Annotated in this window: 21 protein-coding genes, 1 tRNA gene and 1 riboswitch; of the genes, 15 read left to right on the top strand and 7 right to left on the bottom strand. The window is 73.0% G+C overall.

All coding sequences use genetic code 11. The annotated features are described in order from the left end of the window. Positions 1-43 precede the first annotated feature (43 nt). On the bottom strand, positions 44-520 hold the full coding sequence (locus AB0C76_RS01835; protein ID WP_359958108.1) for an ATP-binding protein: 477 nt from the start codon (positions 518-520) through the stop codon (positions 44-46). 475 nt (positions 521-995) lie between these two features. Between AB0C76_RS01835 and AB0C76_RS01830 the strand changes: the two genes are divergently transcribed. After that, positions 996-1,083, top strand: a tRNA-Leu gene (locus AB0C76_RS01830). Positions 1,084-1,379: 296 nt separating this feature from the next. Next, positions 1,380-3,050 carry an APC family permease gene (locus AB0C76_RS01825; protein ID WP_359958012.1) on the top strand — a complete coding sequence of 557 codons (1,671 nt, stop codon included), beginning with the start codon at positions 1,380-1,382 and terminating at the stop codon, positions 3,048-3,050. Positions 3,051-3,230: 180 nt separating this feature from the next. Here the strand turns inward: AB0C76_RS01825 and AB0C76_RS01820 are convergent, their stop codons facing one another. Beyond that, on the bottom strand, positions 3,231-4,232 hold the full coding sequence (locus AB0C76_RS01820) for a class I SAM-dependent methyltransferase (RefSeq protein ID WP_359958010.1): 1,002 nt from the start codon (positions 4,230-4,232) through the stop codon (positions 3,231-3,233). 390 nt (positions 4,233-4,622) lie between these two features. On the opposite strand from AB0C76_RS01820, the gene AB0C76_RS01815 reads away from it, so the two are divergent. Both AB0C76_RS01815 and AB0C76_RS01810 read left to right on the top strand, forming a co-directional pair. Then, positions 4,623-5,138 (top strand): DUF6624 domain-containing protein, encoded by a 516-nt coding sequence (locus tag AB0C76_RS01815; RefSeq protein WP_359958008.1) that lies wholly within the window; start codon positions 4,623-4,625, stop codon positions 5,136-5,138. Positions 5,139-5,292: 154 nt separating this feature from the next. Next, positions 5,293-6,780, top strand: a complete 1,488-nt coding sequence (locus AB0C76_RS01810) for an aldehyde dehydrogenase family protein (protein ID WP_359958005.1) — start codon at positions 5,293-5,295, stop codon at positions 6,778-6,780. Positions 6,781-6,894: 114 nt separating this feature from the next. On the opposite strand, the gene AB0C76_RS01805 is transcribed toward AB0C76_RS01810, so the two are convergent. After that, on the bottom strand, positions 6,895-8,394 hold the full coding sequence (locus AB0C76_RS01805) for a glycine hydroxymethyltransferase (protein WP_359958002.1): 1,500 nt from the start codon (positions 8,392-8,394) through the stop codon (positions 6,895-6,897). A gap of 20 nt (positions 8,395-8,414) precedes the next feature. Continuing rightward, positions 8,415-8,511, bottom strand: a riboswitch (ZMP/ZTP riboswitch). A gap of 294 nt (positions 8,512-8,805) precedes the next feature. Here AB0C76_RS01805 and AB0C76_RS01800 point away from each other — a divergent pair. After that, positions 8,806-9,543 carry an ABC transporter permease subunit gene (locus AB0C76_RS01800; RefSeq protein WP_359957999.1) on the top strand — a complete coding sequence of 246 codons (738 nt, stop codon included), beginning with the start codon at positions 8,806-8,808 and terminating at the stop codon, positions 9,541-9,543. Further along, on the top strand, positions 9,504-9,935 hold the full coding sequence (locus AB0C76_RS01795) for an ATP-binding cassette domain-containing protein (RefSeq protein WP_359957997.1): 432 nt from the start codon (positions 9,504-9,506) through the stop codon (positions 9,933-9,935). Before AB0C76_RS01800 ends, AB0C76_RS01795 begins: the two co-directional genes overlap by 40 nt. 64 nt (positions 9,936-9,999) lie before the next feature. Here the strand turns inward: AB0C76_RS01795 and AB0C76_RS01790 are convergent, their stop codons facing one another. Then, positions 10,000-10,650, bottom strand: a complete 651-nt coding sequence (locus AB0C76_RS01790; protein ID WP_359957994.1) for a GNAT family protein — start codon at positions 10,648-10,650, stop codon at positions 10,000-10,002. A 92-nt stretch (positions 10,651-10,742) separates the two neighbouring features. Between AB0C76_RS01790 and AB0C76_RS01785 the strand changes: the two genes are divergently transcribed. The 3 genes from AB0C76_RS01785 to AB0C76_RS01775 all read left to right on the top strand — a co-directional run bounded on the left by AB0C76_RS01785 (position 10,743) and on the right by AB0C76_RS01775 (position 12,520). Beyond that, the gene (locus AB0C76_RS01785) at positions 10,743-11,144 is read left to right on the top strand and encodes a cytidine deaminase (protein ID WP_359957991.1); all 402 of its coding nucleotides are present in this window, start codon (positions 10,743-10,745) and stop codon (positions 11,142-11,144) included. Positions 11,145-11,327: 183 nt separating this feature from the next. Then, on the top strand, positions 11,328-11,642 hold the full coding sequence (locus tag AB0C76_RS01780; protein WP_359957988.1) for a hypothetical protein: 315 nt from the start codon (positions 11,328-11,330) through the stop codon (positions 11,640-11,642). Between the two features lie 314 nt (positions 11,643-11,956). Then, the gene (locus AB0C76_RS01775) at positions 11,957-12,520 is read left to right on the top strand and encodes an EF-hand domain-containing protein (RefSeq protein ID WP_359957985.1); all 564 of its coding nucleotides are present in this window, start codon (positions 11,957-11,959) and stop codon (positions 12,518-12,520) included. 342 nt (positions 12,521-12,862) lie between these two features. On the opposite strand, the gene AB0C76_RS01770 is transcribed toward AB0C76_RS01775, so the two are convergent. After that, on the bottom strand, positions 12,863-13,915 hold the full coding sequence (locus AB0C76_RS01770; protein WP_359957982.1) for an EamA family transporter: 1,053 nt from the start codon (positions 13,913-13,915) through the stop codon (positions 12,863-12,865). Positions 13,916-14,045: 130 nt separating this feature from the next. Between AB0C76_RS01770 and AB0C76_RS01765 the strand changes: the two genes are divergently transcribed. The 5 genes from AB0C76_RS01765 to AB0C76_RS01745 all read left to right on the top strand — a co-directional run bounded on the left by AB0C76_RS01765 (position 14,046) and on the right by AB0C76_RS01745 (position 18,195). Beyond that, the gene (locus AB0C76_RS01765) at positions 14,046-14,480 is read left to right on the top strand and encodes a gamma-glutamylcyclotransferase family protein (protein WP_359957979.1); all 435 of its coding nucleotides are present in this window, start codon (positions 14,046-14,048) and stop codon (positions 14,478-14,480) included. 269 nt (positions 14,481-14,749) lie between these two features. Beyond that, the gene (cbiE, locus tag AB0C76_RS01760) at positions 14,750-15,988 is read left to right on the top strand and encodes a precorrin-6y C5,15-methyltransferase (decarboxylating) subunit CbiE (protein WP_359957976.1); all 1,239 of its coding nucleotides are present in this window, start codon (positions 14,750-14,752) and stop codon (positions 15,986-15,988) included. After that, a complete protein-coding gene (gene cobM / locus AB0C76_RS01755) occupies positions 15,985-16,746 on the top strand; it encodes a precorrin-4 C(11)-methyltransferase (protein WP_359957973.1) in 762 nt (253 codons plus the stop codon). Before cbiE ends, cobM begins: the two co-directional genes overlap by 4 nt. A 4-nt stretch (positions 16,747-16,750) precedes the next feature. Further along, positions 16,751-17,515, top strand: a complete 765-nt coding sequence (locus tag AB0C76_RS01750) for a cobalt-precorrin-6A reductase (RefSeq protein WP_359957970.1) — start codon at positions 16,751-16,753, stop codon at positions 17,513-17,515. A gap of 164 nt (positions 17,516-17,679) precedes the next feature. Next, the gene (locus tag AB0C76_RS01745) at positions 17,680-18,195 is read left to right on the top strand and encodes a protein phosphatase (protein WP_359957968.1); all 516 of its coding nucleotides are present in this window, start codon (positions 17,680-17,682) and stop codon (positions 18,193-18,195) included. A 28-nt stretch (positions 18,196-18,223) separates the two neighbouring features. Here the strand turns inward: AB0C76_RS01745 and AB0C76_RS01740 are convergent, their stop codons facing one another. Together AB0C76_RS01740 and AB0C76_RS01735 are read right to left on the bottom strand one after the other, a co-directional pair. Next, a complete protein-coding gene (locus AB0C76_RS01740) occupies positions 18,224-19,753 on the bottom strand; it encodes a UDP-N-acetylglucosamine 1-carboxyvinyltransferase (protein ID WP_359957966.1) in 1,530 nt (509 codons plus the stop codon). Between the two features lie 236 nt (positions 19,754-19,989). Beyond that, a complete protein-coding gene (locus AB0C76_RS01735; protein ID WP_359957963.1) occupies positions 19,990-21,156 on the bottom strand; it encodes a cobalt-precorrin-5B (C(1))-methyltransferase in 1,167 nt (388 codons plus the stop codon). 430 nt (positions 21,157-21,586) lie between these two features. On the opposite strand from AB0C76_RS01735, the gene AB0C76_RS01730 reads away from it, so the two are divergent. Then, entirely contained in the window at positions 21,587-23,326 is a 1,740-nt protein-coding gene (locus tag AB0C76_RS01730) for a TIGR03767 family metallophosphoesterase (RefSeq protein WP_359957960.1), read from the top strand. Positions 23,327-23,368 lie beyond the last annotated feature (42 nt).

Below are 23,368 nucleotides of genomic sequence, written 5' to 3'. Positions count from 1 at the left end.
TGATCGCGACCCGGGCGACGGGCCCCGGTGGCGGCCCCGACGGTTACGGGCAGTCGTCGTGCCGTGGAGGGAGCGGAGGGACGGGCAGCGAGGCCCAGATGACCTTTCCGCCCTCCCCCGTCCGCTCCACGTCGCACACGCCGCCGGCCTGCAGGGTCACGCTCTTGACCAGCAGCAGGCCGCGCCCCCCGGTGCGGCCGGTGTCGCTCTCCAGCGCCTTCGGGCGGTACGGGTCGCCGTCCTCGACCGAGACCCGCACCCAACCGTCGCGCACCGCCAGCTCGGTGGTCACCTCGGGCGAGAGCTCGGCGGCGTGCGTCACGGCGTTGCTGACCAGCTCGGAGACGATCAGCAGCACGTCGTCCACCAGTTCCTGGTAGCGCACCCCGGTCATGCCCTGGGCCAGGAGGCGGTCGCGCACCGCGTGCCGGGTGCGCGGCACCGAGGACTCCGTGGCCGGCACCGGGAAGCGCCAGACGCCCTCGGCCGGCTCCGGCGCCGGGCGGACGGGCCCGTGCAGGGCCCGGTCCCGTCTCGGCTCGGCCTTCGCCGCCCCGCTGATCTGCTCCACGTCCAGCCGCCCTTCGTCCGCGACCCGGGAATCAGGCGTTCCGCTGGCGCCCTCGGTCCACAGAGGCTAGGAGAGCCGCCACGGGGAGCGCGGCACCGTCGAGAAGTTGCCCGTGTCGGATCGGTGTCGACCGGTCCCGATCGGCGGGACGTCGCGATCGGACCGGTTCCTTCGCCCTCGCCACCGCTTCGGCCGGTGATCGTGCGGCCGGGTGAGGCTTCGCCGTCAGGCCGCGGTCGGGCCGTCGCCGGTGCTGTCGCCGGGCCGTCGCCGGTGCTGTCGCCGGGCCGTGGCCGGCGGGGACCGCGCCAGCGACGCCGGGCCGGGGTCCCCGCCGGGGAAACGCAGGTGAGAAGCACTCCAGAACCCTGGTAATGTTCTCTCTGTCGCCGAGGGGCGAGAAAAACCCCGAAGCACACACCCCGTCCGGGTGGCGGAATGGCAGACGCGCTAGCTTGAGGTGCTAGTGCCCTTTATCGGGCGTGGGGGTTCAAGTCCCCCCTCGGACACCATCGAATTCCCCGTGGATCCGCAAGGATTCCACGGGGAATTTTTTTGTTTTTCGTCCGCCGCTGTGGCCGGGCCCGGGGCCGGCAGACCCACTGGGCCCGGCCGCAGCGGCGTTCCGAGGGCATTGGAGCCCCGGAGACCGGACACGAGATGGCAACGATCGGACGGTTTGAGCTTCCCCTGAGGTAAACGCCCGTTTTCGCCCCATAGGCTGCTGGGCGTTTGTGTCCGGAATACCGACTCATGACCGTAAAAACCACGACACCACCCGTCGACCCCGAGCGAGAGGACCGATACGTTGAGTGAGCCCGAGCCGTCAGCGGCATCGCACCAGAACCACTACCGACGCTCGCTCGGCACCATCAGCCTCACCGCCGTCGGGCTGGGCTCGATCATCGGCTCCGGGTGGCTGTTCGGCGCCGAGCGGGCCGCCAAGCTCGCCGGCCCCGCCTCGATCCTCGCCTGGGTGATCGGCGCCGCCGTGGCCCTGACCATCGCCCTCACCTACAGCGAGCTCGGGTCGATGTTCCCCAAGGCCGGCGGCATGGTCCGCTACGGCCAGTACTCGCACGGCTCGCTGGCCGGCTACCTCGCCGCCTGGGCCAACTGGATCGCCATCGTCTCCGTCATCCCCGGCGAGGCCACGGCGTCCGTCCAGTACATGAGCTCCTGGCACTTCGGCTGGGCCAAGGGGCTGTACAACGGGCAGGAACTGACCCTCAGCGGCGTCGCCCTCGCGAGCGTGCTGCTGCTCGTCTACTTCGCCCTCAACTGGTTCGCGATCACGCTGTTCGCCAAGACCAACACCGCGATCACCGTCTTCAAGGTCGTCGTCCCGACCCTGACCGCCGGTGCGCTGCTCCTCGCGCACTTCGACAGCGCGCACTTCACCGACCACGGCGGCTTCGCGCCGAACGGCTGGAGCGCGGTGTTCACCGCCGTCGCCGTCTCCGGCATCGTCTGGGCCTTCAACGGCTTCCAGTCGCCGCTCAACCTGGCCGGCGAGGCCCGCAACCCCGGCAAGTCGCTGCCCAAGGCCGTCATCGGCTCGATCCTGATCGCCCTGGTGATCTACGTCGCGCTGCAGATCGCCTTCCTCGGCGCCATCCCGGCCGCCGACCTGTCGCAGGGCTGGAGCGGCCTCGGCTACACCTCGCCGCTCGCCGACCTCGCCATCGCCTGGGGCATCAACTGGCTCGCGATCCTGCTGTACGCGGACGCGTTCATCTCGCCCTCCGGCACCGGCATGATCTACGCCGCCACCACCTCGCGCATGATCCACGGCGTGCAGGAGAACGGCCACCTGCCGAAGCTCTTCGGCAAGGTCGACCCCAAGACCGGCATCCCGCGCCCCGCGCTGCTGCTCAACCTCGGCGTCGCGTTCCTGTTCCTGGCCGTCTTCCGCGGCTGGGGCTCGCTCGCCGAGATCGTCTCGGTCGCGACCGTCATCTCGTACATCACCGGCCCGGTAGCCGTCATGGCGCTGCGCCGCCTCGCCCCGGACCTGCCGCGCCCGGTGCGGCTGCGCGCGATGCCGGTCATCGCACCGGTCGCGATGGTCTTCGGCTCGCTGGTCCTTTACTGGGCCCGCTGGCCGCTGACCGGCAAGGTCATCCTGCTGATGGCCGCCGGTCTGCCGATCTGGGCCTGGTACGAGCTGCGCAAGCCGTGGGCCGTGCTGCGTCCGCACCTGATCGCGGGCGCCTGGATGGTGGCGTACCTGTTCGTGATGGCCGGCGTCTCGTGGGCGGGCAGCTCCGACTTCGGCGGGCACGGCTACCTGCCCGAGGGCTGGGACCTGCTGATCGTCGCCGCGATCGGTCTCGCGTTCTACCGCTGGGGCGTCGCGAGCGCCTGGGCGAACCCGTCCCTGGCGGAGGTGCGCCGCGAGCTGAGCGAGGCCGAGGGCGCGTCCGGCGCGCAGGACGCCGCGTCGGAGTCGGCGTCGCCGGAGCCGTCTCGGGCGTAACGGCCTGAGGCTGGGAGCCGAACACGGGAGTGCCGGTCGAGCTTGGCTCGGCCGGCACTCGTGTGTCCGGGGCGGCGGACCCGGCGAGCGGCAGAACCTCGCGAACAGATTTCAAAATCTGTTCGCTGAAATCTGTCATCTGTTACTTGTCAGCTGTCGCTCGTCGGCCATCGCCCGCCCTCAGCCCCGGCGGGCGCGGCGGATCGCCGAGGTGACCACCGGGGGGAGCAGGTCGCGGGCGGCGCGCTTGGCGACGTTGACCGGGCGGCGCTGCTCGGCGGCGCGGGCGCGGCGGGCGGCGAGGTCGCGGGCGGCCTCCTCCTGCGACTCCAGGAGCGCCCGGCGGGAGTCGTCGGCGGCCTGGGCTGCCTGGCGGCGGGCGCTCAGCGCGACGAGCCGCTCGTGGTGGCGGGACGGCCGGAACGGCTCGATGCCCTCCGAGGTGCCGGTCATGCGCAGCAGCTGCCGGCCGTTGAGGGTCTCGGCGCTCAGCTGACAGCCCTCGGCGAGGTCCACCCGGTCGAGCAGGTCCCGCTGGAAGGGCTCCGGGTCCCCCCAGGTGCCGTAGAACTTGCACTCGGTGAGCAGGATCGGCCTGAGCCCGTGGTTGAACACGGCCTCCCAGGTGGCGGCGGCGACGCCCGGGGTGTGCTGGGAACGGTAGTCGTCGAGCACCACGACGCCCTGGTCCTGCAGCGCGACGCGGGCCACCTGGAGGTCGCCGACCACGTGCTCGTACAGGTGCGAGGCGTCGATGTGGATGAACCGGAACGCGCCCGCCGCTATCCGCCCGCCCGCCAGCGTCGAGGTCGGCGCCTGGATGATCTCCGGCAGCTCGCCGTGGAACGACAGGTAGTTCGACTCGAAGGCCGAGCGGCTCAGGGTCTTGCGGTAGGACATGTCCATTTCGGCGGAATTCTCGTCGTCCGGCGCGTCCGAGTCGAAGAGGTCACAGACGGTGAACGACTCGCCGGGCTGGAGGTGCTCCCCGATGACGATGGCGCTGCGCCCCAGGTATGCGCCCATTTCCAGCAGGTCGCCCGTGACGCCGCTCTTCTCCTGGCGCCCCAGGAACCATTCGAAGGAATGCCGGTCGTGGTCCCAGAACCACCCCGGCACGTCGTCCAGCGAGGCCGGCTCGGCGGGCCGGTGGTGCTCGTCGGTGAACGCGGCTTCGGTCACGGGGAAGCTCCTTTTGCGGTACGGATGACCTGCGGATTCGAGCCAGACCTCAGAGTGGCGGCGCCCTCCCGCCCACCGCGGGGGCGCACGACGTGCCGACGGTGTGCACACGTCTTGCACCCGCCGCCAACCGTAGCCCCCCACAGCTGAGTTCGCTGCAATCTACAGCGCCGTCCGCGCGATTGAGGAGCCTTTCGGGCGCAGGAGTTTCGTGGACCGTCGCATCGGGCCGGGAGTGGGCACGGGCGCACCGATCACGTACGTCCATTGTGCCCCCTCCGCTTCGCAGAGTCACCATTCCCTGGAACGATCTTCGCCGCTTTTCTACTGCCTACCGTGGAACACCGTCGGCCCCCATCGCGGTGGGCCGGGAATGGGGAGCGGAGCGACATGACGACGACCGGGCACGATCTCGCCGCACTGGCCGAGGAATTGACGGAGATGATGACCGAGGATGCCGCCGCCGTGCGGCTCGCCGGCAGCACCGACCTCGCCGAGCAGGCCACCTGGCGACGGCTCACCGCCGGGCACGGGGACCGGCTGGCCGCGATCATGGCCGAGCACGGCTGGCCCACCGAGGCACTGGTCGGAGCCGACGCCGCGAAGGCCGCCTGGCTGGTCGCCCAGCACGCCGATCGCCAACTCGACGTCCAGCGCCGGGCCGTGGAACTGATGGCCGCGGCCGTCGCGGACGGCGCCGCGAGCGCGCGCGACCTGGCGTTCCTTCAGGACCGGCTCGCCGTCAACGAGGGGCGCGAGCAGCGGTACGGCACGCAGATCGGCGCGGTCGCGGACGGCCGCCCGGTGCCGTGGCCCTGCGAGGACCCGGAGCGGCTGGACGAGCGGCGCGCCGACGTGGGGATCGAGCCGTTCGCCGAGTACACCTCGCGGTTCGCGCCGCGGTGACCTCAGGCCCTGCCGGAGCGGATTGACTCTTGCGCGCGGCTACCCCGGCCGCCTTGACTTGGCCTTTGAACCAGCGCTGGTGGTTGAGCGCGGTGGAGCGCGGTGGAGCGCGGTGGAGCGCGGTCGGAAGGCCAGGCGGACGAGAGGACCATCGGTGCAGCACGACGCGGAGCAGGACGCGCGGAACGACGGGCGGGGCGGGGAAGAGCAGGGCGGCCGGTGGTTCGGGGACCACGCGGACCAGTACGTCGACGGCGCCTGGCGCCCCTCCGGGGACACCGGGTCGATCGAGGTGCTGAATCCCGCGACCGAGCGGGTGATCGCCACCGTGCCGGCCGGCGGCGCGGCCGACGTGGACGCCGCGGTGGGCGCGGCCCGCCGAACGGCGCGGGCCTGGGGCGCGACCACCCGTGAGGAGCGGCTCGCGCTGCTCACCCGGCTCCGGGACGGCATCGCCGGGGCGCAGGACGAGATCACCGCGACGGTGGTCGCCGAACTGGGCGCCCCGGTCGGCTTCGCGGCCGCCGTCCACGCCGGGCTGCCGCTGACCGTCGCGTCCACCTACCTGGCGCTGCTCGCCGAGCACCCCTTCGAGGAGCGGATCGGCAACTCGCTGGTGCTGGCCGAGCCGGCCGGCGTGGTCGCGGCGATCACTCCGTGGAACTACCCGCTGCACCAGATCGTGGCCAAGGTCGTCCCGGCACTGGCGGCCGGCTGCCCGGTGGTCCTCAAGCCGGCCGAGGACACGCCGCTGGTGGCGCGGCTGTTCGCCCGGCTGGTGCACGAAGCGGGCTTCCCCGCGGGCGTGTTCAACCTGGTGACCGGCACCGGTGCGGTGGCCGGCGCGGCGCTCGCCGCCCACCGGGACGTGGACGTCGTGTCGTTCACCGGGTCGACCGCCGTCGGCCGCGCGGTCGCCGAGACGGCCGGGCGCGGCCTGAAGCGGGTCGCCCTGGAGCTGGGCGGCAAGTCCGCCAACGTGGTGCTGCCCGGCGCCGACCTGACCCGCGCGGTCAACGTCAACGTGGCCAACGTGTTCGCCAACTCGGGCCAGACGTGCAGCGCGTGGACGAGGCTACTGGTGCACCGGGACCACTACGAGGAGGCCGTCTCGATAGCGGCGAAGGCCGCCGAGAAGTACGTCCCGGGCGATCCGGCCGATGCGCGGACCCGGATCGGTCCGGTGGTCAACGCCAAGCAGCTGGCTCGGGTGCGTAGTTACCTGGAGGGCGCGATCACCGAGGGCGCCCGGGTGGTCGCCGGCGGTCCCGAGCCGATCGCCGACCTTCCCGTCGGCTTCTACGTCCGTCCGACCGTACTCGCCGACGTCACACCGGACATGACGGTGGCTCAGGAGGAGGTCTTCGGACCGGTGCTGGTGGTCCTGCCCTACCGCGACGAGGACCACGCCGCCGAACTCGCCAACGGCACCGAGTACGGCCTGGCCGGCGGCGTCTGGGCGGCCGACACCGACACCGCCGCGGCCTTCGCCCGCCGCCTCGACACCGGCCAGGTCGACCTCAACGGCGGCCGCTTCAACCCCCTGGCCCCGTTCGGCGGTTACAAGAGCTCGGGCCTCGGCCGCGAGCTCGGCCGCCACGGCCTGGAGGAGTTCCTGCAGTACAAGTCGCTGCAGTACTGACCGGTGCGGTGCCGACCTTCGCGCTGGCGACTGATGCGCTGCCGACTGGCGTAGGAGCCGGCCGGGTCGGGGGCGGGACGCGTCGATGCGTCCCGCCCCCGAGGGCTTTGGCGCTCAGACCAGGTCGACGCCCGGGTACAGGGGGAAGGGCGCGAGCAGGTCGGCGGCGCGCTTGGCGATGCCGTCGCGGAGGGCGTCGTCCAGAACGTACTGCGCCTTCGACGGGGCGCCGTTCGCGGTCGTGGTGGGGGTCGTGGCGCGCAGGACGGTGTCGATGAGGGCGGCGATCTCGTCCATCTCGGCAGTGCCGAGGCCGCGGGTGGTGAGCGCGGGGGTGCCGAGGCGGACGCCGGAGGTGTACCAGGCGCCGTTCGGGTCCTGCGGGACGGAGTTGCGGTTGGTGACGATGCCCGCGTCGAGGAGCGCCGCCTCGGCCTGGCGGCCGGTCAGGCCGTGGCCGGAGACGTCGGCGAGGACCAGGTGGTTGTCCGTGCCGCCGGTGACGAGCGTGCCGCCGCGGCGCAGCAGGCCCTCGGCGAGCGCCTGCGCGTTGTCGACGACGGCCTGGGCGTAGGCCCGGAACTCGGGACGGCGGGCCTCGGCGAACGCGACCGCTTTGGCGGCCATGACGTGCGAGAGCGGGCCGCCGAGGACCAGCGGGCAGCCCCGGTCGACGTGTTCGGCGAGTTCGGCGGTGGACAGCACCATGCCGCCGCGCGGGCCGCGCAGCGACTTGTGGGTGGTCGTGGTGACGATGTGGGCGTGCGGCACCGGGTCGAAGTCGCCGGTGAACACCTTGCCCGCGACGAGGCCCGCGAAGTGCGCCATGTCGACCATGAGCGTCGCGCCGACCTCGTCCGCGATCTCGCGCATCCGGCGGAAGTCCACGCGCCGCGGGTAAGCGGAGTACCCGGCCACCAGGATGAGCGGGCGGAACTCGCGGGCCGTCTCGCGCAGCGCGTCGTAGTCGATCAGGCCGGTGGCCGGGTCGGTGCCGTAGCTGCGCTGCTCGAACATCTTGCCCGAGATGTTGGGCCGGAAGCCGTGGGTGAGGTGGCCGCCGGTGTCCAGGGACATGCCGAGCATCCGCTGGTTGCCGAGCTCGTGGCGCAGCCGCGCCCAGTCCTGCTCGGTGAGGTCGTTGACGTTGCGCACCTTGGCGCGCTCCAGGGCCGGGCTCTCTACGCGCTGGGACAGGACGGCCCAGAAGGCGGTCAGGTTGGCGTCGATGCCGGAGTGCGGCTGGACGTAGGCGTGGTCGGCGCCGAACAGGGCGCGGGCGTGCTCGGCGGCGACGGTCTCGACGGTGTCGACGTTGCGGCAGCCGGCGTAGAAGCGGCGCCCGGCGGTGCCCTCGGCGTACTTGTCGCTGAGCCAGTTGCCCATGGCGAGCAGGACGGCCGGGGAGGCGTAGTTCTCGCTGGCGATCAGTTTGAGGGAGGCGCGCTGGTCCTCGATCTCCCGGCCGATGGCGGCGGCGATGCGCGGCTCGACGCCCGCGACGACGTCGAGGGCGCTGCGGAAGGCGGTGTTCGCGGCGGCGTCGGCGGCGGTGTGGGGCTGCGGAAGAAACTGGTGTTCGGGCTGAGGCTCGGGCTGGGGCTGGGCGGCCATGGCGGTCTCCTGGTGGGGATGCGGACGGCCCAGGCGCTCGGCAACTGCACGTGACAGGGCACGGGGCCGCTTCCCGATGGTTGATTCCATCCCTACGCGCCAGTCGCGGCCCACCGGGATCGTACCAATACCCGCAGGGGTGTGGCGCAGATCTCAGAATGCGGGACGGGCTGGATGTTTTGGGGGCTTTTGCCCGTTCTCCTGCGACGAGCGTGTTGCGGCGCCGTGAAGCCGTCGCACCGGCCGAAAAAATGCGCAACACATCGACGCGAAGTGATTTGCCCGAGGTCCATCGCATCCGATCTGATGACATTGCGCCGGCCGCCGGGAAATCCCCGAATGCGGCTCGGAAACGCACGTCATCGCACCCTCATCCCACAGGGCGGCGGAGAATTCGGGAGTACGCCTCGCATGGCCATCGTCGAAACAGTCGCGGCACCTGATTCCGCTGTCCGGCCGGCCCCGGACGGTCCGGTCCGCCGGATCCTGCGCGACCGGGTCGGCGCCACCGCCCTCGCCGTCGTCCTGCTGTTCCTGCTCCTCACCCTCGCCACCCCGCTGATCGCCGCCCTGTACGGGAAGAACCCGACCGAGCACTACGGCCAGGACGCTCCTGGCCTGCTCAGCGACGGCGGATTGCCCGTGCTGGCGAACGGCGGCGTCTCCGGCGATTTCTGGTTCGGCCTGGAGCCGGGCCTCGGCAGGGACGTGTTCACCCAGCTGCTGTACGGCATCCGCACCTCCCCACTGATCGCCTTCGCGTCCGCCGCCGTGACGACCGTGCTCGGTGTGCTGGCCGGTGTCGCGGTCGGCTGTCTCGGCGGAATCGCGGACCGCCTGTTCGGCTTCCTCGCGAACGTGCTGCTCGCCTTTCCGACGCTGCTCCTGCTGCTCGCGCTGAGTCCGGTCATCCAGTCGAGGCTGGTCGATCCGGGCGCCGCGGAACCGGAATGGATGCAGTTCCTGGTGCTGATCCTGGTATTCGCCGCGTTCGGCTGGATTCCGCTCGCGCTTTCCCTCCGGGCCACCGTGCGCTCGTTGCGGGAACGGGATTTCGTGCAATCCGCCCGCGCCCAGGGGCGAGCGGTTTCCACGTCGTCGTCCGCGAATTGCTGCCGAACGTCCGCTCGCAACTGCTGGTGCACGTGACGATGGCGGTGCCGGCGTTCGTCGCCTCGGAGGCGGTGCTGTCGTTCAGCGGGGTCGGCATCACCGAGCCGGTCCCGGACTGGGGCCGGATGATCGCCCGCGGCGCCGAGGTGTTCCGGGCCGACCCGACGTACATGGTCTTCCCCGGACGCCGCCGCTTCCCCGGCGGACGCACCGAGGCCGTCAAGGCCGTCGACGGCGTCGGGCTGCGCATCGCCCCCGGGGAGACCGTCGGCCTCGTCGGCGAGTCCGGCTCCGGCAAGTCCACCACCTCGCGCGTCCTCGCCGGGCTACAACAGCCCACCGGCGGACGCGTTGCGTCGGCGTCGCCTTCCTGTTCGTCTCGCACGACCTCGCCGTGGTCCGGCACTTCTGCGACCGGGTCGCCGTGATGCACCGGGGACGGCTGGTCGAGTCCGCCGACCGCGACCGGCTGTTCGCCGCGCCGCACACGGACTACACCCGCGAGCTGCTGGCCGCCGTGCCCGGGGCGGGTACGCGCACTGCGTCCGGGGCGGATGCGCGTACGGCGTCCGGACGGGCCGCCGTGGCGGGCTGAAGCTCCAGGTCGGCGGCGAGGAGGGCGTACAGCTCCATGTCGCGGCGCTCACCGGCGATCGTGCGATGGGCGCGCAACAGACCCTCGCGCCGGAAGCCGGCCCGCTCGGCCGTTCGCAGCGAGCCGGTGTTCCACGGCTCGATGTGCAGCTCCAGCCGGGCCAACCCGGCCTCGCGCAGCGCCCAGTCCGCGACCGTGCGCAGGGCATGGCCGGCCACGCCCCGGCCGCGGGCCGAGGCCGCCGTCCAGTAGCCGATCGTGGCCCGGCCGTCGCCCTGCGGGAACAGCCCGACGAAGCCGACGGCCCGCTCGTCGGCGCGGCGCGCGACGGCGAACGGGTAGGCGCCGCCGGCCGCCGCCTTGGCCCACTGCCGCTCGACGAAGGCCCGTGCGGCGTCCGCGTCGTAACGGGCCGGGACGGTCGTCACCAGCGGGATGTACGGGTCCGCGGCAGCCTCGCGGAGCACGTCGGCGTCGCTGAGCCGCCACGGGCGCAGGTCGAACGGGCCGGCGGAAAGGGTTGGCAGGGACAGGGGGCTGCGGGCCATGCTCGAAGCCTGTCACGAACGACCTGGGAGACCCACCGAATATGTCCGCCGAGCCCGAGCCCGAGCCCGTGTCTCCGTCACCGTCCCCGTCCTTGCCCCTGCTGTCCACCGCGCACCGGGAGCTCGTCGACGCCGCCGAGGACGCCGTCCGCCGCTTCGCCCGCACGGACAACCACACCGTCGCCGCGGCCGCCCGCAACGCCGACGGACGGGTCGTCACGGCCCTGAACGCCTACCACTTCACCGGCGGTCCCTGCGCCGAGCTCGCCCTCATCGGCGCGGCTGCCGGCCAGGGCGCGTACGACCTCACGGCGATCGTCGCGGTCGGCGACGAGGGGCGGGGCGTCATCCCGCCCTGCGGCCGGTGCCGCCAGGTGCTGCTCGACTACTTCCCCGGCATCGAGGTGCTCGTCGGCCGCGGGCCGGACCTGCGGGCGGTCCGGGTGCGCGACCTGCTCCCCGAGGCGTACGTCCGGGCCGACCACCAGGACTGAGCCGGCGCCTTTCGGCGCCCTCGCGCCCCCGCCGTTCGGACCGGATGCGGGAACGCCGCCTCCGCCCGGGGGCTGACGCCCGCGGTCCGTCCGCCCTGGGAGAGTTCACCGACCCGTTGGGCGCGGACCCGTGCGGGAACAGGCTCTGGGCGGACGGGGGCATCGGTGGGCGGACGACCCGCAGTGCGGTGGCCGCAGGTGGCGGTGTGCCTGGCCGCGATGGCGCTCGCGGGCGGGGCGGCGGGGAGCTGGCAGCTGTTCCAGCGGGACCTGCCCTGCCAGGGCGACGGGCCGCCGTGGCTGCTCCCCGCGCTCGGGGCGGTCGGGCTGGGGCTCCTCGGGGCCGTCGCGGCGGCGCTCTCATGGGTGGCCGGCTGGTGGCGGCACTCCCGGCGGGCCCGGGCCGCGCTGTGGTCGCTGGCGGTGGTCGCGGTGCTGTGCGGGATCGGGATGGTGATGCTCGGGCGCACGTGGCCGTCGTCATGGTCGTGCGAGTGAGCCGGGGGCGTGCGGATGAGTTGTCGTGTCCGTCTGAGCCGGCGCCGTGCGTGTGGGCCGAGGAGGTGCACGTGGGGCGGGAAGCGCCCGTGGGGCGGGAAGCGCACGTGGGGCGGGAAGCGCACGTGGGGCGGGGACGGCGCGCGGTCGGCGCCGTGGATCGGGAGGGCCACCGTCCGGCTGACTGGCCGTGGCCGGAAGCGCTAGCGTGCTGGCGTCGTGCTCCGGCAGGATCGACGGCACGCCCGGCGGACTTCGTCGGCCGGGTCCGTCAAGCGGACTCCACCGGCAGGGATCGCCAACCGAGGGGACATATGTCTGACGATCTGCTCATCGCGAAGATCAATCACGGGTTCCGGTACCTCGACGCCGACGGCGACGGGCTGATCACCGAGCGGGACCACGTCCTCATGGGCCACTCGGTCGCCCGCTCGCTCGGCCACCAGGAGGGTTCGGAGGCGGAGGCGGTCATCGTCCGCGCCTACCTGACGATCTGGCACGACCTGCACCTCGCCCACCTCCCGGCCGACACCGAGTCGATCACCCGGGAGCAGTTCGTCCGCTCGACGGGCTCGCTGGCCGACGACCCGGAGGCCGCCCGCGCCAGCCTCGGGGCGCTCGCGGAGGCCTTCCTCGCCGTGGCCGACGCCGACCGCAGCGGCACGGTCGACGCGGGCGAGTTCTTCGTCTTCCAGCGCGGCCACTTCGTCGGCCTCTCGCGCGACGACGCCGACGAGGCCTTCCGGCGGCTCGACCGCGACGGCGACGGCACCCTCTCCGCCGAGGAGTTCACCACCGCCATCATCGAGTTCTGGACCAGCCGCGACCCCGACGCCCCCGGCAACTGGTGGACGGGCACTCCGCCGCACGCGCTCTGACCCCGCCCCTCTCTGCCGGGAAGGCTATCTGCGGCAGATCGTGTCCTCCCGCACCCCGACGCGAGTCCGCCCCGGCGGTGGAGGTCACCGCCGGGGAGCCGCCGCGCCTCCTCCGCCGACTCGGGCAGGAGGACGAGCTCGGCCTCCGGCTCTGCGCCGGGCCCGGACCGGACCGGCCGGGCCCGGCGGTCAACTTCTGCCCGATATCGACGAGTTGATCGTCGAGCGGCACCCGGTTTCGGCCGGCTCCGGCGTGCCGCTGTTCCCCGCGGACTCCCCACGGACTTGGCGCGGACTGGCGCGCGGACTTCGCGCGGGGCGACGCCGTCCTCACTTACGGGCTCACTTACGAGCGGGCTTCCGGCTGACGCTCACGACCAGGCACACGCCCGCCACCACGATCGCCCCGCCCGCGAGGGTCGGGCCCGTCAGCGGCTCGGACAGGATCAGCCAGCCGAGGAGCACCGCGACGACCGGGTTCACGTAGGCGTACGTCGAGACCAGCGTCAGCGGCGCGTTCCGCAGCAGCCACGCGTACGCGGTGAAGGCGAGCAGCGAGCCGAACAGCACCAGGTACGCGAGCGCGAACCAGGACCGGCCGGAGACCGCGGCGACGTCCAGCCCGTGTGCCTCGCCGCGCACGAGGCCGACCAGCAGATCGGCGAGGCCGCCCGCCAGCATCTGGTAGGCGCTCGCGGCGAGCACGTTGCCCGGCATCGGCAGGCGCTTGCTGACGAACGAACCGCCCGCCCAGGTCAGCGTGGCGCAGATGATCACGATCACGCCGAGCGGCGCGATGTCCCCGCCAAACGCGGGCGCGGACAGCACCCCGAGACCGACAAGACCGAGCAGCACGCCGGCCAGCTCGGCGGGCCGGGGCCGCTCGCCCCCGAACGCCGTCAGCAACACCATCCACAACGGGACGGCCGCGACCAGCAGGGCGGCCAGACCGGACGGGACCGAGCGCTCGCCCAGCACGACGAGGCCGTTGCCTCCGGTCAGCAGGAGCACGCCCACCAGCGCCGAGGAGGCCAGCTGGCGCGCACTCACCCGCAGGCCGGCCGGGCCGCTCCGGACCAGCAGGAAACCGGAGAGCAGGAGGCCCGCGGTCAGGAAGCGGGCGGCGGCGGAGAGGAAGGACGGCATCGTCTCGACCGAGATCCGGATCGCCAGGTAGGTGGAGCCCCAGACGACGTAGACGACGGCGAGGGCCAGCCACACCGCACCACTGAGACGGGCCGGGCGGGGAAGGACAGCGGGGTGCGAGGAGGCGGGGCCCGTGGAGGTCGCGTCCGGAGCGGCAGCCGACGCCGGCGAGGCCGGGCCTGGAGAGGCTTCGCCGTCGGTGTCCCCGGCGGAGGCTCCGGGTGGCGGGGAGGAGGCGGGCGCTGTCATGGGTGTCCCCCTTGGACGGTGCTGGCAGAACATCCGATATGACACCGCATCGGCGGACCCGCACGCCAGTGGGTATCACCAGTCGAGCACGACGACGTACGGTGGGCGCCCCGGACGAGAGGTCGAATCCGTGTCTGATCAGCGCCCGTCCGACGAGTCGCTCCCGTTCTTCGTCTACGGCACCCTGCGCAGCGACGGCCACAACCACGCCGTCCACCTGGCGGGCCGCTGCGCCGACATCCGGCCGGCGGTCCTGGAGGGCGCCGCCCTCCACGACGGTCCCGGATTCCCGTGGGCGGTGCCGGACCCGACGCCCGGGCGCCGGATCGTGGGTGAACTCGTCACCGTGCGCCCGGGAGCGTACGCGGGCGCGCTCGCGGACCTGGACCGGCTGGAGGAGTGCCGGGCCGACGGGACGGGACTGTACGTGCGGCAGCGGCGGGCGGTGCGGACGGCGGCGGGCGAGACTCGGGAGGCATGGGTGTACTTGGCCGGGCCGACGGCGGAGGAGGAACTGCGGGCGCGGCCGGCGCTGATCACCTCGGGGGACTGGGCGAAGCGATGACGGGGCGTGGGTTGGGACCGCTCGGCGCGCGGGGCTCGGGACGGTCTGGGGCGCGGGGGCGGGCGCGGGGGCGCGGTTGCGCTCCGAACGACTTTCAGCGAACAGATGACAGATTTCGAAATCTGTCATCTGTTCGCTGAAAGTCGTCGCCCGCCCGCCGTCACCCGTCGCCCGCCCTGATCCTCCGCCAAACCGCCAGGTAGGCTGCCCCGGCTACGTCCGTTTCCCCCTCCCGCCTCACGGCCCACCGAACGACGAGGAGCCACCCGGTGCCCGAGCTGCCACCCCCGATCACCGTCGTCGGGATCGGGGCCGACGGCTGGCCCGGCCTCGCCACCACCTCCCGCGCCGCCCTCCACTCGGCCGAGGTCGTCATCGGCGGCCCCCGGCAGCTGGACCTCCTCCCCCAAGGCGAGGTGCCCGCCGACCGCGTCCCCTGGCCGTCCCCGCTGCGCCCCGCCGTCCCCGAGCTGCTCGCCGCCCACACCGGCCGCCGCATCGCCGTCCTCGCCAGTGGCGACCCGATGTTCTACGGCATCGGCCGCACCCTCGCCGAGACGGTCGGCGCCGAACGCCTCCGCGTCCTGCCGCACCCCTCCTCCGTCTCCTACGCGTGCGCCCGCCTCGGCTGGCCCCTGGAGGCCACCGAGGTGATCAGCCTCGTCGGCCGCCCGCTGGACACCCTCGCCCTGGCCCTCCACCCCGGCCGCCGCCTGCTCGTGCTCAGCGCCGACGCCGCCACCCCGGCCGCCGTCGCCGCGCTGCTCACCGCCCGCGGTTACGGCACCGCCCGCCTCCGGGTGCTCGAACAGCTCGGCTCCCCCGCCGAACGGCAGCTCGACGGCCCGGCGGACGGCTGGCCGCACCCGCCCGGCGACCCGCTGAACGTCATCGCGGTCGACCTCGGCAACGGCCCCCGCACCTCCCTCGTCCCCGGCCTGCCCGACGCCGCGTACGAGAGCGACGGCCAGCTCACCAAGCGCCACGTCCGCGCCGCGACCCTCGCCGCCCTCGCGCCCGCCCCCGGCGAGCTGCTCTGGGACGTCGGCGGCGGCTCCGGCTCGATCGCCATCGAGTGGCTGCGCGCCCACCGCGACTGCCAGGCCGTCACCGTCGAGCGCGACCCCGTCCGGGCCGGGCGCATCACCCGCAACGCCGCCGCGCTGGGCGTCCCCCGGCTGCGCGTCCTCACCGGTCCGGCCCCTGCCGCGCTCGCCGGACTCCCCACCCCCGACGCCGTGTTCATCGGCGGCGGCCTCACCGCGCCCGGCCTGCTGGAGAGTTGCTGGGCCGCCCTGGCGCCCGGCGGCCGGCTGGTCGCCAACACGGTGACACTGGAATCCGAGGCGCTGCTCACCGACTGGTACCGGCGCCACGGCGGCGAGCTCGTCAAGCTCGCCGTCGCCCACGCCGTCCCGGTCGGCGGGTTCACCGGATGGCGCCAGGCCATGCCGGTCACCCAGTGGTCCGCCGTCAAGCCCAACACCCCCCAGGAGGACGCCTCGTGACCGTCTACTTCATCGGAGCCGGCCCGGGCGCCGCCGACCTGATCACCCTGCGCGGCCAGCGGATCCTCGCCCGTGCCGAGGTCTGCCTCTATGCCGGCAGCCTGGTGCCGCGCGAGCTCCTCGACGAGTGCCCGGCCGGCGCCCGGCTGATCGACACCGCCCAGCTCAACCTCGACCAGATCGTCGCCGAGCTGGTCCGTGCCCACGAGGCCGGGCAGGACGTGGCCCGCCTGCACTCCGGCGACCCGTCCGTCTTCTCCGCCGTCGCCGAGCAGATGCGCCGCCTCGACGCGGCCGGCGTCCCGTACGAGGTGGTCCCGGGTGTGCCCGCCTTCGCGGCCGCGGCGGCCGCGCTGAAGCGGGAACTGACCGTACCGACGGTCGGCCAGACCGTCATCCTCACCCGGATCGCCAAGCGCGCCACGCCCATGCCCGAGGGCGAGGACCTGGCGACCCTCGGGCGCAGCGGCGCCCTGCTGGTGCTGCACCTGGCCGCAGGTTACGTCGACGACGTCGTCGAGCAGCTGCTTCCGCACTACGGCGCCGACTGCCCCGCCGCCGTCGTCGCGATGGCCAGCCGCCCGGACGAACTGGTGCTGCGCGGCACGCTCGCCGACATCGCGGGGCAGGTGAAGGCGGCCGGCGTGGTCCGCACCGCGGTGATCATCGTCGGACGGACCCTCGCCGCCGAGCAGTTCCGCGACAGCCACCTCTACTCGGCGGACCGCGAGCGCCCGCACGAGCCCTGCGGGGCGTGACCGGGTGGCCCGCCACGTCCTGATCCTGGGCGGCACGACCGAGGGCCGGGCCCTCGCCGCCGAACTCGCCGGGCACCCGCACCTGCGCGTGACCAGTTCGCTGGCCGGCCGGGTGGCCCAACCCCGGCTCCCCGCCGGGGAGGTGAGGATCGGCGGCTTCGGCGGTCCGGACGGCCTGGCGGCCTGGCTGCGCACCGAGCGCGTGGCCGCCGCGGTGGATGCCACCCACCCGTTCGCCGCCGGCATGTCCCGCAACGCCGCCCTCGCGGCCGCCGCCACCGGCGTGCCGCTGCTGGCGCTGCGACGGCCCGGTTGGTCGCCGGCCGACGGCGACCGCTGGCACCCAGTCCCCTCGCTCGCCGCGGCGGCCGAGGCCTTGCCCGCCCTCGGGCGGCGGGTGTTCCTCACCACTGGACGGCAGGGCATCGGCACCTTCGCGCACCTCGACGGACTGCACTTCGTGGCCCGCTCGGTCGACCCGCCCGAGCCGCCGTTGCCGGCTTCGCTCGAAGTCCTGCTGGACCGGGGCCCGTTCACGCTGGACGGCGAACGGTCGCTGCTGCGCGAGCACCGGATCGACGTCCTCGTCACCAAGGACAGCGGCGGCGCGGCCACCGCCCCCAAGCTCACCGCCGCCCGCGAACTCGGCCTGCCCGTGGTCGTCGTGGAGCGCCCGCCGCTGCCCGACGGCGTCCCGGTCGCGCCGGACGTCCCCGGCGCGGTCCACTGGCTGTCCACGACGGCCGGGCCCCTGGGCGAAGTCGCCTAGTCCGCGGGCATCACCGGTCGACCCGCCCGGGAACTCGTTTGCGCCACAGCATCGTTGGACACCCCGGGCCGCTTCGGCGCGGAGGTCCGCCCGCTTCGCCGGATCCTCGTTCCCGTTGATCGACGAGCACCGCCCGCCGAACGGGAAGGAGTACGGGACCACACATGCGGACCCGCCAGAAGGAGCGCGACACCCCGGGCCCCTCGGCCCCCTGGAACGAGATCACCCCCGGGCTCTGGATGGGCGGGCACTACTGGACCCCGCCCGGCGGTGATCTCGAACCCGCCGTCGTGGGATACGAGTTCGACGTGGTCGTCAGCCTGTTCACGCTGCCGGGACACGGGCCCGCCCCGCACGTGGAGCACGTCGTCCGGGCGGTGCCGGACGACGTGCTCTCCGCCGCCCAGATCCGGGCGGTCCAGGACGCGGTCGCGCTCACCGCGCAGGCCGTCCGCCGGGGCCGCCGGACGCTCGTGCGCTGCCACTCCGGCTACAACCGCTCCGGCCTCGTGGTGGCGGGCGCCCTCGCGCTCCTCGGGCACGACACCGACCGGGCCGTCGGACTGGTCCGGGAACGGCGTTCGCCCTGGGCACTGAACAACCCGGTGTTCGTGGAGTACCTGAACACCGGGTTGGACGTGGCCCTGCTGCTGTCCGGCCTCGACGGGTCAGTGCACTGACGTACCGTCAGGACGCCTACGCCGGCCGTCAGATGTCACGGAAGGTCTCGATCTGCGCGCCGATCGAGTTGAGGCGCTCGGCGAGGTCCTCGTAGCCGCGGTTGATGACGTAGACGTTGCGCAGCACGGAGGTGCCCTGCGCGGCGAGCATCGCGAGGAGGATGACCACGGCGGGCCGCAGCGCGGGCGGGCACATCATCTCGGCGGCGCGCCAGCGGGTCGGGCCCTGGACGAGGACGCGGTGCGGGTCGAGGAGCTTGACGTCCGCGCCGAGCCTGGTCAGCTCGGTGAGGTAGATCGCCCGGTTGTCGTAGACCCAGTCGTGGATCATCGTCGTGCCGTGCGCCGCCGCGGCGATCGCGGCGAAGAACGGCACGTTGTCGATGTTGATGCCCGGGAACGGCATCGGGTGGATGGTGTCGATCGGCGCGGTCAGCTTGGACGGGCGCACGGTGAGGTCGACCAGCCGGGTGTGACCGTTGTGGGCCCGGTACTCCGGGGTCCGGTCGTAGTCCAGGCCCATGCCCTCCAGCACCGCGAGCTCGATCTCCAGGAACTCGATCGGCACCCGGCGGATCGTCAGCTCGGAGGAGGTGACGACGGCGGCGGCGAGCAGGCTCATCGCCTCCACCGGGTCCTCGGCCGGGGTGTAGTCGACGTCGCAGGTGATCTCCGGGACGCCGTGCACGGTGAGGGTCGTGGTGCCGATGCCCTCGATCTTCACACCGAGCTTCTCCAGGAAGAAGCACAGGTCCTGGACCATGTAGTTGGGCGAGGCGTTGCGGATGACGCTCACGCCGTCGTGGCGGGCCGCGGCCAGCAGCGCGTTCTCGGTGACGGTGTCCCCGCGTTCGGTCAGCACGATCGGACGGTCCAGCGGGACGCCCGGCTCGACCGAGGCGTGGTAGGCGCCGCCGGTGGTGGCGACCTCCAGGCCGAAGCGGCGCAGCGCGGTCAGGTGCGGCTGGACGGTGCGGGTGCCGAGGTCGCAGCCGCCGGCGTACGGGATGGCGAAGTGCTCGGCGCGGTGCATCAGCGGGCCGAGGAACATCAGCACGCTGCGGGTGCGGCGGGCGGCCTCGACGTCCATCGCGGCGAGGTCGAGCTCGGCCGGCGGGGTGAGTTCGAGGTCGCGGCCCTCGTTGATCCAGCGGCTCTTGACGCCGATGCTGGTGAGGACCTCGAGGATGCGGTAGACCTCCTCGATCCGGGCGACGCTGCGGATCGTGGTGCGGCCGGTGGTGAGGAGCGAGGCGCAGAGGATCGCGACGCAGGCGTTCTTGCTGCTGCGGACGTCGATCGCGCCGGAGAGGCGGGTGCCGCCGGCGACGCGCAGGTGCATCGGGCCGGAGTAGCCGAGGGAGACGATCTCGCTGTCGAGGGCTTCGCCGATGCGGGCGATCATCTCAAGGCTGACGTTCTGCTTGCCCTGTTCGATGCGATTGACCGCGCTCTGGCTGGTGCCGAGGGCCTCGCCGAGCTGCGCCTGGGACCAGCCGCGGTGCTGGCGCGCGGTACGGATGAGGGTGCCGATACGGGTGAGGTAGTCGCCTGTCACTCGGCAGACCATATCTCACGCTTGAGATGGCAACAGAATCAGGGGGCGGATGCTTGCTCTATTTGTCCGTTTCTTACCCCGCATGGTCGTCAGATCTTCACATCACCATGAGATATTGCTGAGCCTTCCGCGCATTCCTGGGAGTTCACGCGGCGGAACTCGCGGGGTCCCGACGCGCACCCACAGGGCCCTGGTGCGCACCCGGGACGGCCGGGGGCGCGCACCCGCCGCGCGCCTCACGGCCCGAGCGGTTCCGCCCGTCCGACGATGGTGCCCGCGCGGTCGATGCAGATGACGTCCACCGCCACCGGGGAGCCGACGAGCACACCGAGCGCCGTCGCCCTGGCCGCCTCGGCGACCAGGTCCCCCAGCGGCACGCCCGCCGCGCGGCACAACTGCACCGCCTCCAGCCCGGTGTTGGCGGCGGCCACCGCCGCGGCCAGGGCCTCGTCCGCGCCGCCGCGCCGGGCAAGGTCGGCGAGGTAGCCCTTGTCCACCTGCGAGCGCGCCGAGTGCAGGTCGAGGTGGCCGGCCGCGAGCTTGGACAGCTTGGCGAAGCCGCCCGCGATGGTCAGCCTCGGCACCGGGTGGCGCTTGAGGTACTTGAGGACGGCACCGGCGAAGTCACCCATGTCGAGCAGCGCGTCCTCGGGAAGTCCGTGCACGGCGACGGCGACCTTCTCCGACGTCGACCCGGTGCACCCCGCCACGTGCGTGCGGCCCGCCGCGCGCGCCACGTCCACGCCGCGGCGGATCGAGTCGATCCAGGCCGAGCAGGAGTAGGGGACGACGATGCCGGTCGTGCCCAGGACGGACAGGCCGCCGAGGATCCCGAGCCGGGGGTTCCAGGTCGAGCGGGCGATCTCCTCGCCGTGGTCGACGGAGACCTCGACGACGACGTCCCCCGTCCCACCGTGCTCGGCGGCCACCTCGGCGACGGCGTCGCGGATCATCTGCCTCGGCACCGGGTTGATGGCGGGCTCGCCGACGGGCAGCGGCAGACCGGCCTTGGTGACCGTCCCGACCCCGGGGCCGGCCCGGAACACCACCCCGGCGCCGGGCTCGCCGGCCCGCACCGTCGCGCGGATGAGGGCGCCGTGCGTCACGTCGGGGTCGTCGCCGGCGTCCTTGACCACGCCGGCCATGGCGCTCGGCCCGTCGGGGGCACCCGGGTGCCGACCGGGGGCGGCCGGGCCGCTCGCCGACCTGAGCTCCTCCGCGGCAAGGGCGAACGCGGGCCGCTGCCCCTTGGGGAGGGTGATGGTCACCGGGTCCGGGAACTCGCCGGTGAGCAGCGCCGTGTACGCGGCCTTGGCGGCCGCGGTGGCGCAGGCGCCCGTCGTCCAGCCGTGCCGCAGGCCGCTGCTCTTCAGCTGCCCGGCCCGGCCTCCCGGTTCGGCCACGTCCGCCTCGCTCGCTGTCTCGGTCGCCGTCGTGGCCGCTGCTCCCGTCGCCGCACCGATTGCTGCACGGACCGCCGCCCCCGGCCGCACCACCGGTCACTGCTCCGGCCGCCGCCCCGGGACGGCCGCAACGGCCTCCGATGCCGATTTTCCCCCATGGGCCCGGCCGGACGGTGACCGGGGCCATCGGCGGGTGTGAGCAGGAGTGGGGGCGGGGGCTGGCGGGGGCGGTGGGGGGATGGCGGTGGGGGCGGTGGCGGGGCGGTGGGAATGGCCGCCTCTGGTTACCGAGAAGTTCTCTGCACGGGTCTCGAAACCGCCGCCTACCAGCGAGTAATCTGGCGCTCCGCCAGATGCGGGGTTCATGACACAAGGCCCGGAACCGGTACGACCGGCCGGGCCATCAGAATGCGGGGTTTTCGTGGCAGGGATGAGTCGGCGCACGTTCGTGACGGGTACGTCGGTGGCCGCCGCCTGGGCGGCCCTTTCGCTGGGCGGCGCACAGTTCGCCTCGGCGGCGGCGCGCGACCGGGCACTGGCGGCCACCGCCGCGAGAGCCGTCCGGGTGACCGGGACCACGCTCGACCAGGTGGCGACGCCGGTCGGCAGCGGCTCCTACAAGCGGCTGACGGCCGGGCCGGGCTGGCCTCTGGTCGTCCGCGGGGACATCGCGGCCCCGGGCAGCGGGCGCGACGACCGCCGCACCGGGCTGGCCAGCTTCGTCCAGTTCTCCGACCTGCACCTGGTCGACACCGAGTCGCCGTTCCGCTTCGAGTACCTGGCCAAGTTCCTCGGCGCGGCGCACCGGCCGCACGAGACCCTGAACGCCCGCGGTGTCTCGGCCCTCGTCGAGCGCGTCAACTCGCTCGCCGGCGGCCCCTACACCGGGATGCCGTTCAGCCTGGTGATGGCCACCGGCGACAACACCGACAACCACGAGCACGTCGAACTCGACTGGTACCTCACGGTGATGGGCGGCGGACGCCTCGCTCAGAACACCGGTGATCCGAACCGCTACGAGGGCGTGCAGAACTCCGGCAGCTCCGCCTACTGGAACCCCGAACTGTCCTTCCAGGACGGCTACAAGGCAAAGGGTTTCCCGCAGATACCCGGCTTCCTGTCGGCCGCCGGCCGCCCCTTCGACGCCCCGGGCCTGCGCACGCCCTGGTACACGACGGTCGGCAACCACGATGACAGCCTTGAGGGTTCGCTCCCGGACCTCGGACTGCTGAACGACCTCTACACCGGCCGGTACAAGCTGGAGGGCTGCGACGACGCCGAGGCCGGCCGACTGATGGAGGCCCTGCGGCACGACCCGGCGAGCGCCGCGCTGCTGCTCGGCAAGCTGCTGGCGACCGGCGACGCGGTGCGCGAGATCACCCCCGACGAGCGCCGACGGCCGTTCACGCTCAAGGAGTTCGCGAAGGCCCACCTCGACCCGGCGGTCACCGGCGCGGGCCCGCACGGACACGGCTTCACCTCGGACATGGTGAACAGCGGCAAGCTCTTCTACACCTTCCGCATCTCGGACAAGGTCCTCGGCATCAGCCTGGACACCACCAACCAGGCCGGATTCGCGGACGGTTCGATCGGCACCGCCCAACTGCGCTGGCTGGAGCAGCAGCTGAAGGCGCACAGCGGGCACTGGTACGACGGCAACGGGCGCAAGGTGACCGGCGGCAGCACCGACGACCTGATCCTGATCTTCAGCCACCACACCAGCGGCACCATGGGCAACCTGCTGCCCGACCCGCGCAACATCTTCGAGAAGCGGCACGACGGCAACGAGCTGGTGGCGCTGCTCCAGCGCTACCCCAACGTCGTCGCGTGGGTGAACGGACACACCCACATGAACAAGATCACTGCGCACGGGCACGCGGTACCGGAGCGCGCGTTCTGGGAGATCAACACCGCCTCCCACATCGACTACCCGCAGCACGGCCGGATCATCGAGATCGCGGACAACGGGGACGGCACGCTCTCCCTGTTCACGACGCTGATCGAGTCCGACGCCCCGTACGGGACGGACTTCGCCGGCACGTCGGACGCGAACCTGGCCGCGCTCTACCGCGAGCTGTCCTACAACGACCCGTACGGTCGGCCGGCCGCGCTGCTCGGCGCGGGGCAGGACCACAACACGGAACTGCTGATCACCAAGCCGACGCGGTGACGGGGCGGCCGGCGACCGAGGCCTGACGGCTGACGGCTGACG

Source organism: Kitasatospora sp. NPDC048722 (assembly GCF_040650235.1).
Lineage (GTDB): Bacteria > Actinomycetota > Actinomycetes > Streptomycetales > Streptomycetaceae > Kitasatospora.
This window is presented reverse-complemented; position numbering and strand designations above follow the sequence as displayed.

What these genes read in the sequence shown, in the direction of transcription:
- AB0C76_RS01815 (WP_359958008.1), top strand. Translation starts at nt 4,623, where the DNA reads ATGACGACGACCGGGCACGATCTCGCCGCACTGGCCGAGGAATTGACG.
- AB0C76_RS01800 (WP_359957999.1), top strand. Translation starts at nt 8,806, where the DNA reads ATGGCCATCGTCGAAACAGTCGCGGCACCTGATTCCGCTGTCCGGCCG.
- AB0C76_RS01790 (WP_359957994.1), bottom strand. Translation starts at nt 10,650, where the DNA reads ATGGCCCGCAGCCCCCTGTCCCTGCCAACCCTTTCCGCCGGCCCGTTC.
- AB0C76_RS01770 (WP_359957982.1), bottom strand. Translation starts at nt 13,915, where the DNA reads ATGACAGCGCCCGCCTCCTCCCCGCCACCCGGAGCCTCCGCCGGGGAC.
- AB0C76_RS01730 (WP_359957960.1), top strand. Translation starts at nt 21,587, where the DNA reads ATGAGTCGGCGCACGTTCGTGACGGGTACGTCGGTGGCCGCCGCCTGG.
- AB0C76_RS01775 (WP_359957985.1), top strand. Translation starts at nt 11,957, where the DNA reads ATGTCTGACGATCTGCTCATCGCGAAGATCAATCACGGGTTCCGGTAC.
- AB0C76_RS01745 (WP_359957968.1), top strand. Translation starts at nt 17,680, where the DNA reads ATGCGGACCCGCCAGAAGGAGCGCGACACCCCGGGCCCCTCGGCCCCC.
- AB0C76_RS01805 (WP_359958002.1), bottom strand. Translation starts at nt 8,394, where the DNA reads ATGGCCGCCCAGCCCCAGCCCGAGCCTCAGCCCGAACACCAGTTTCTT.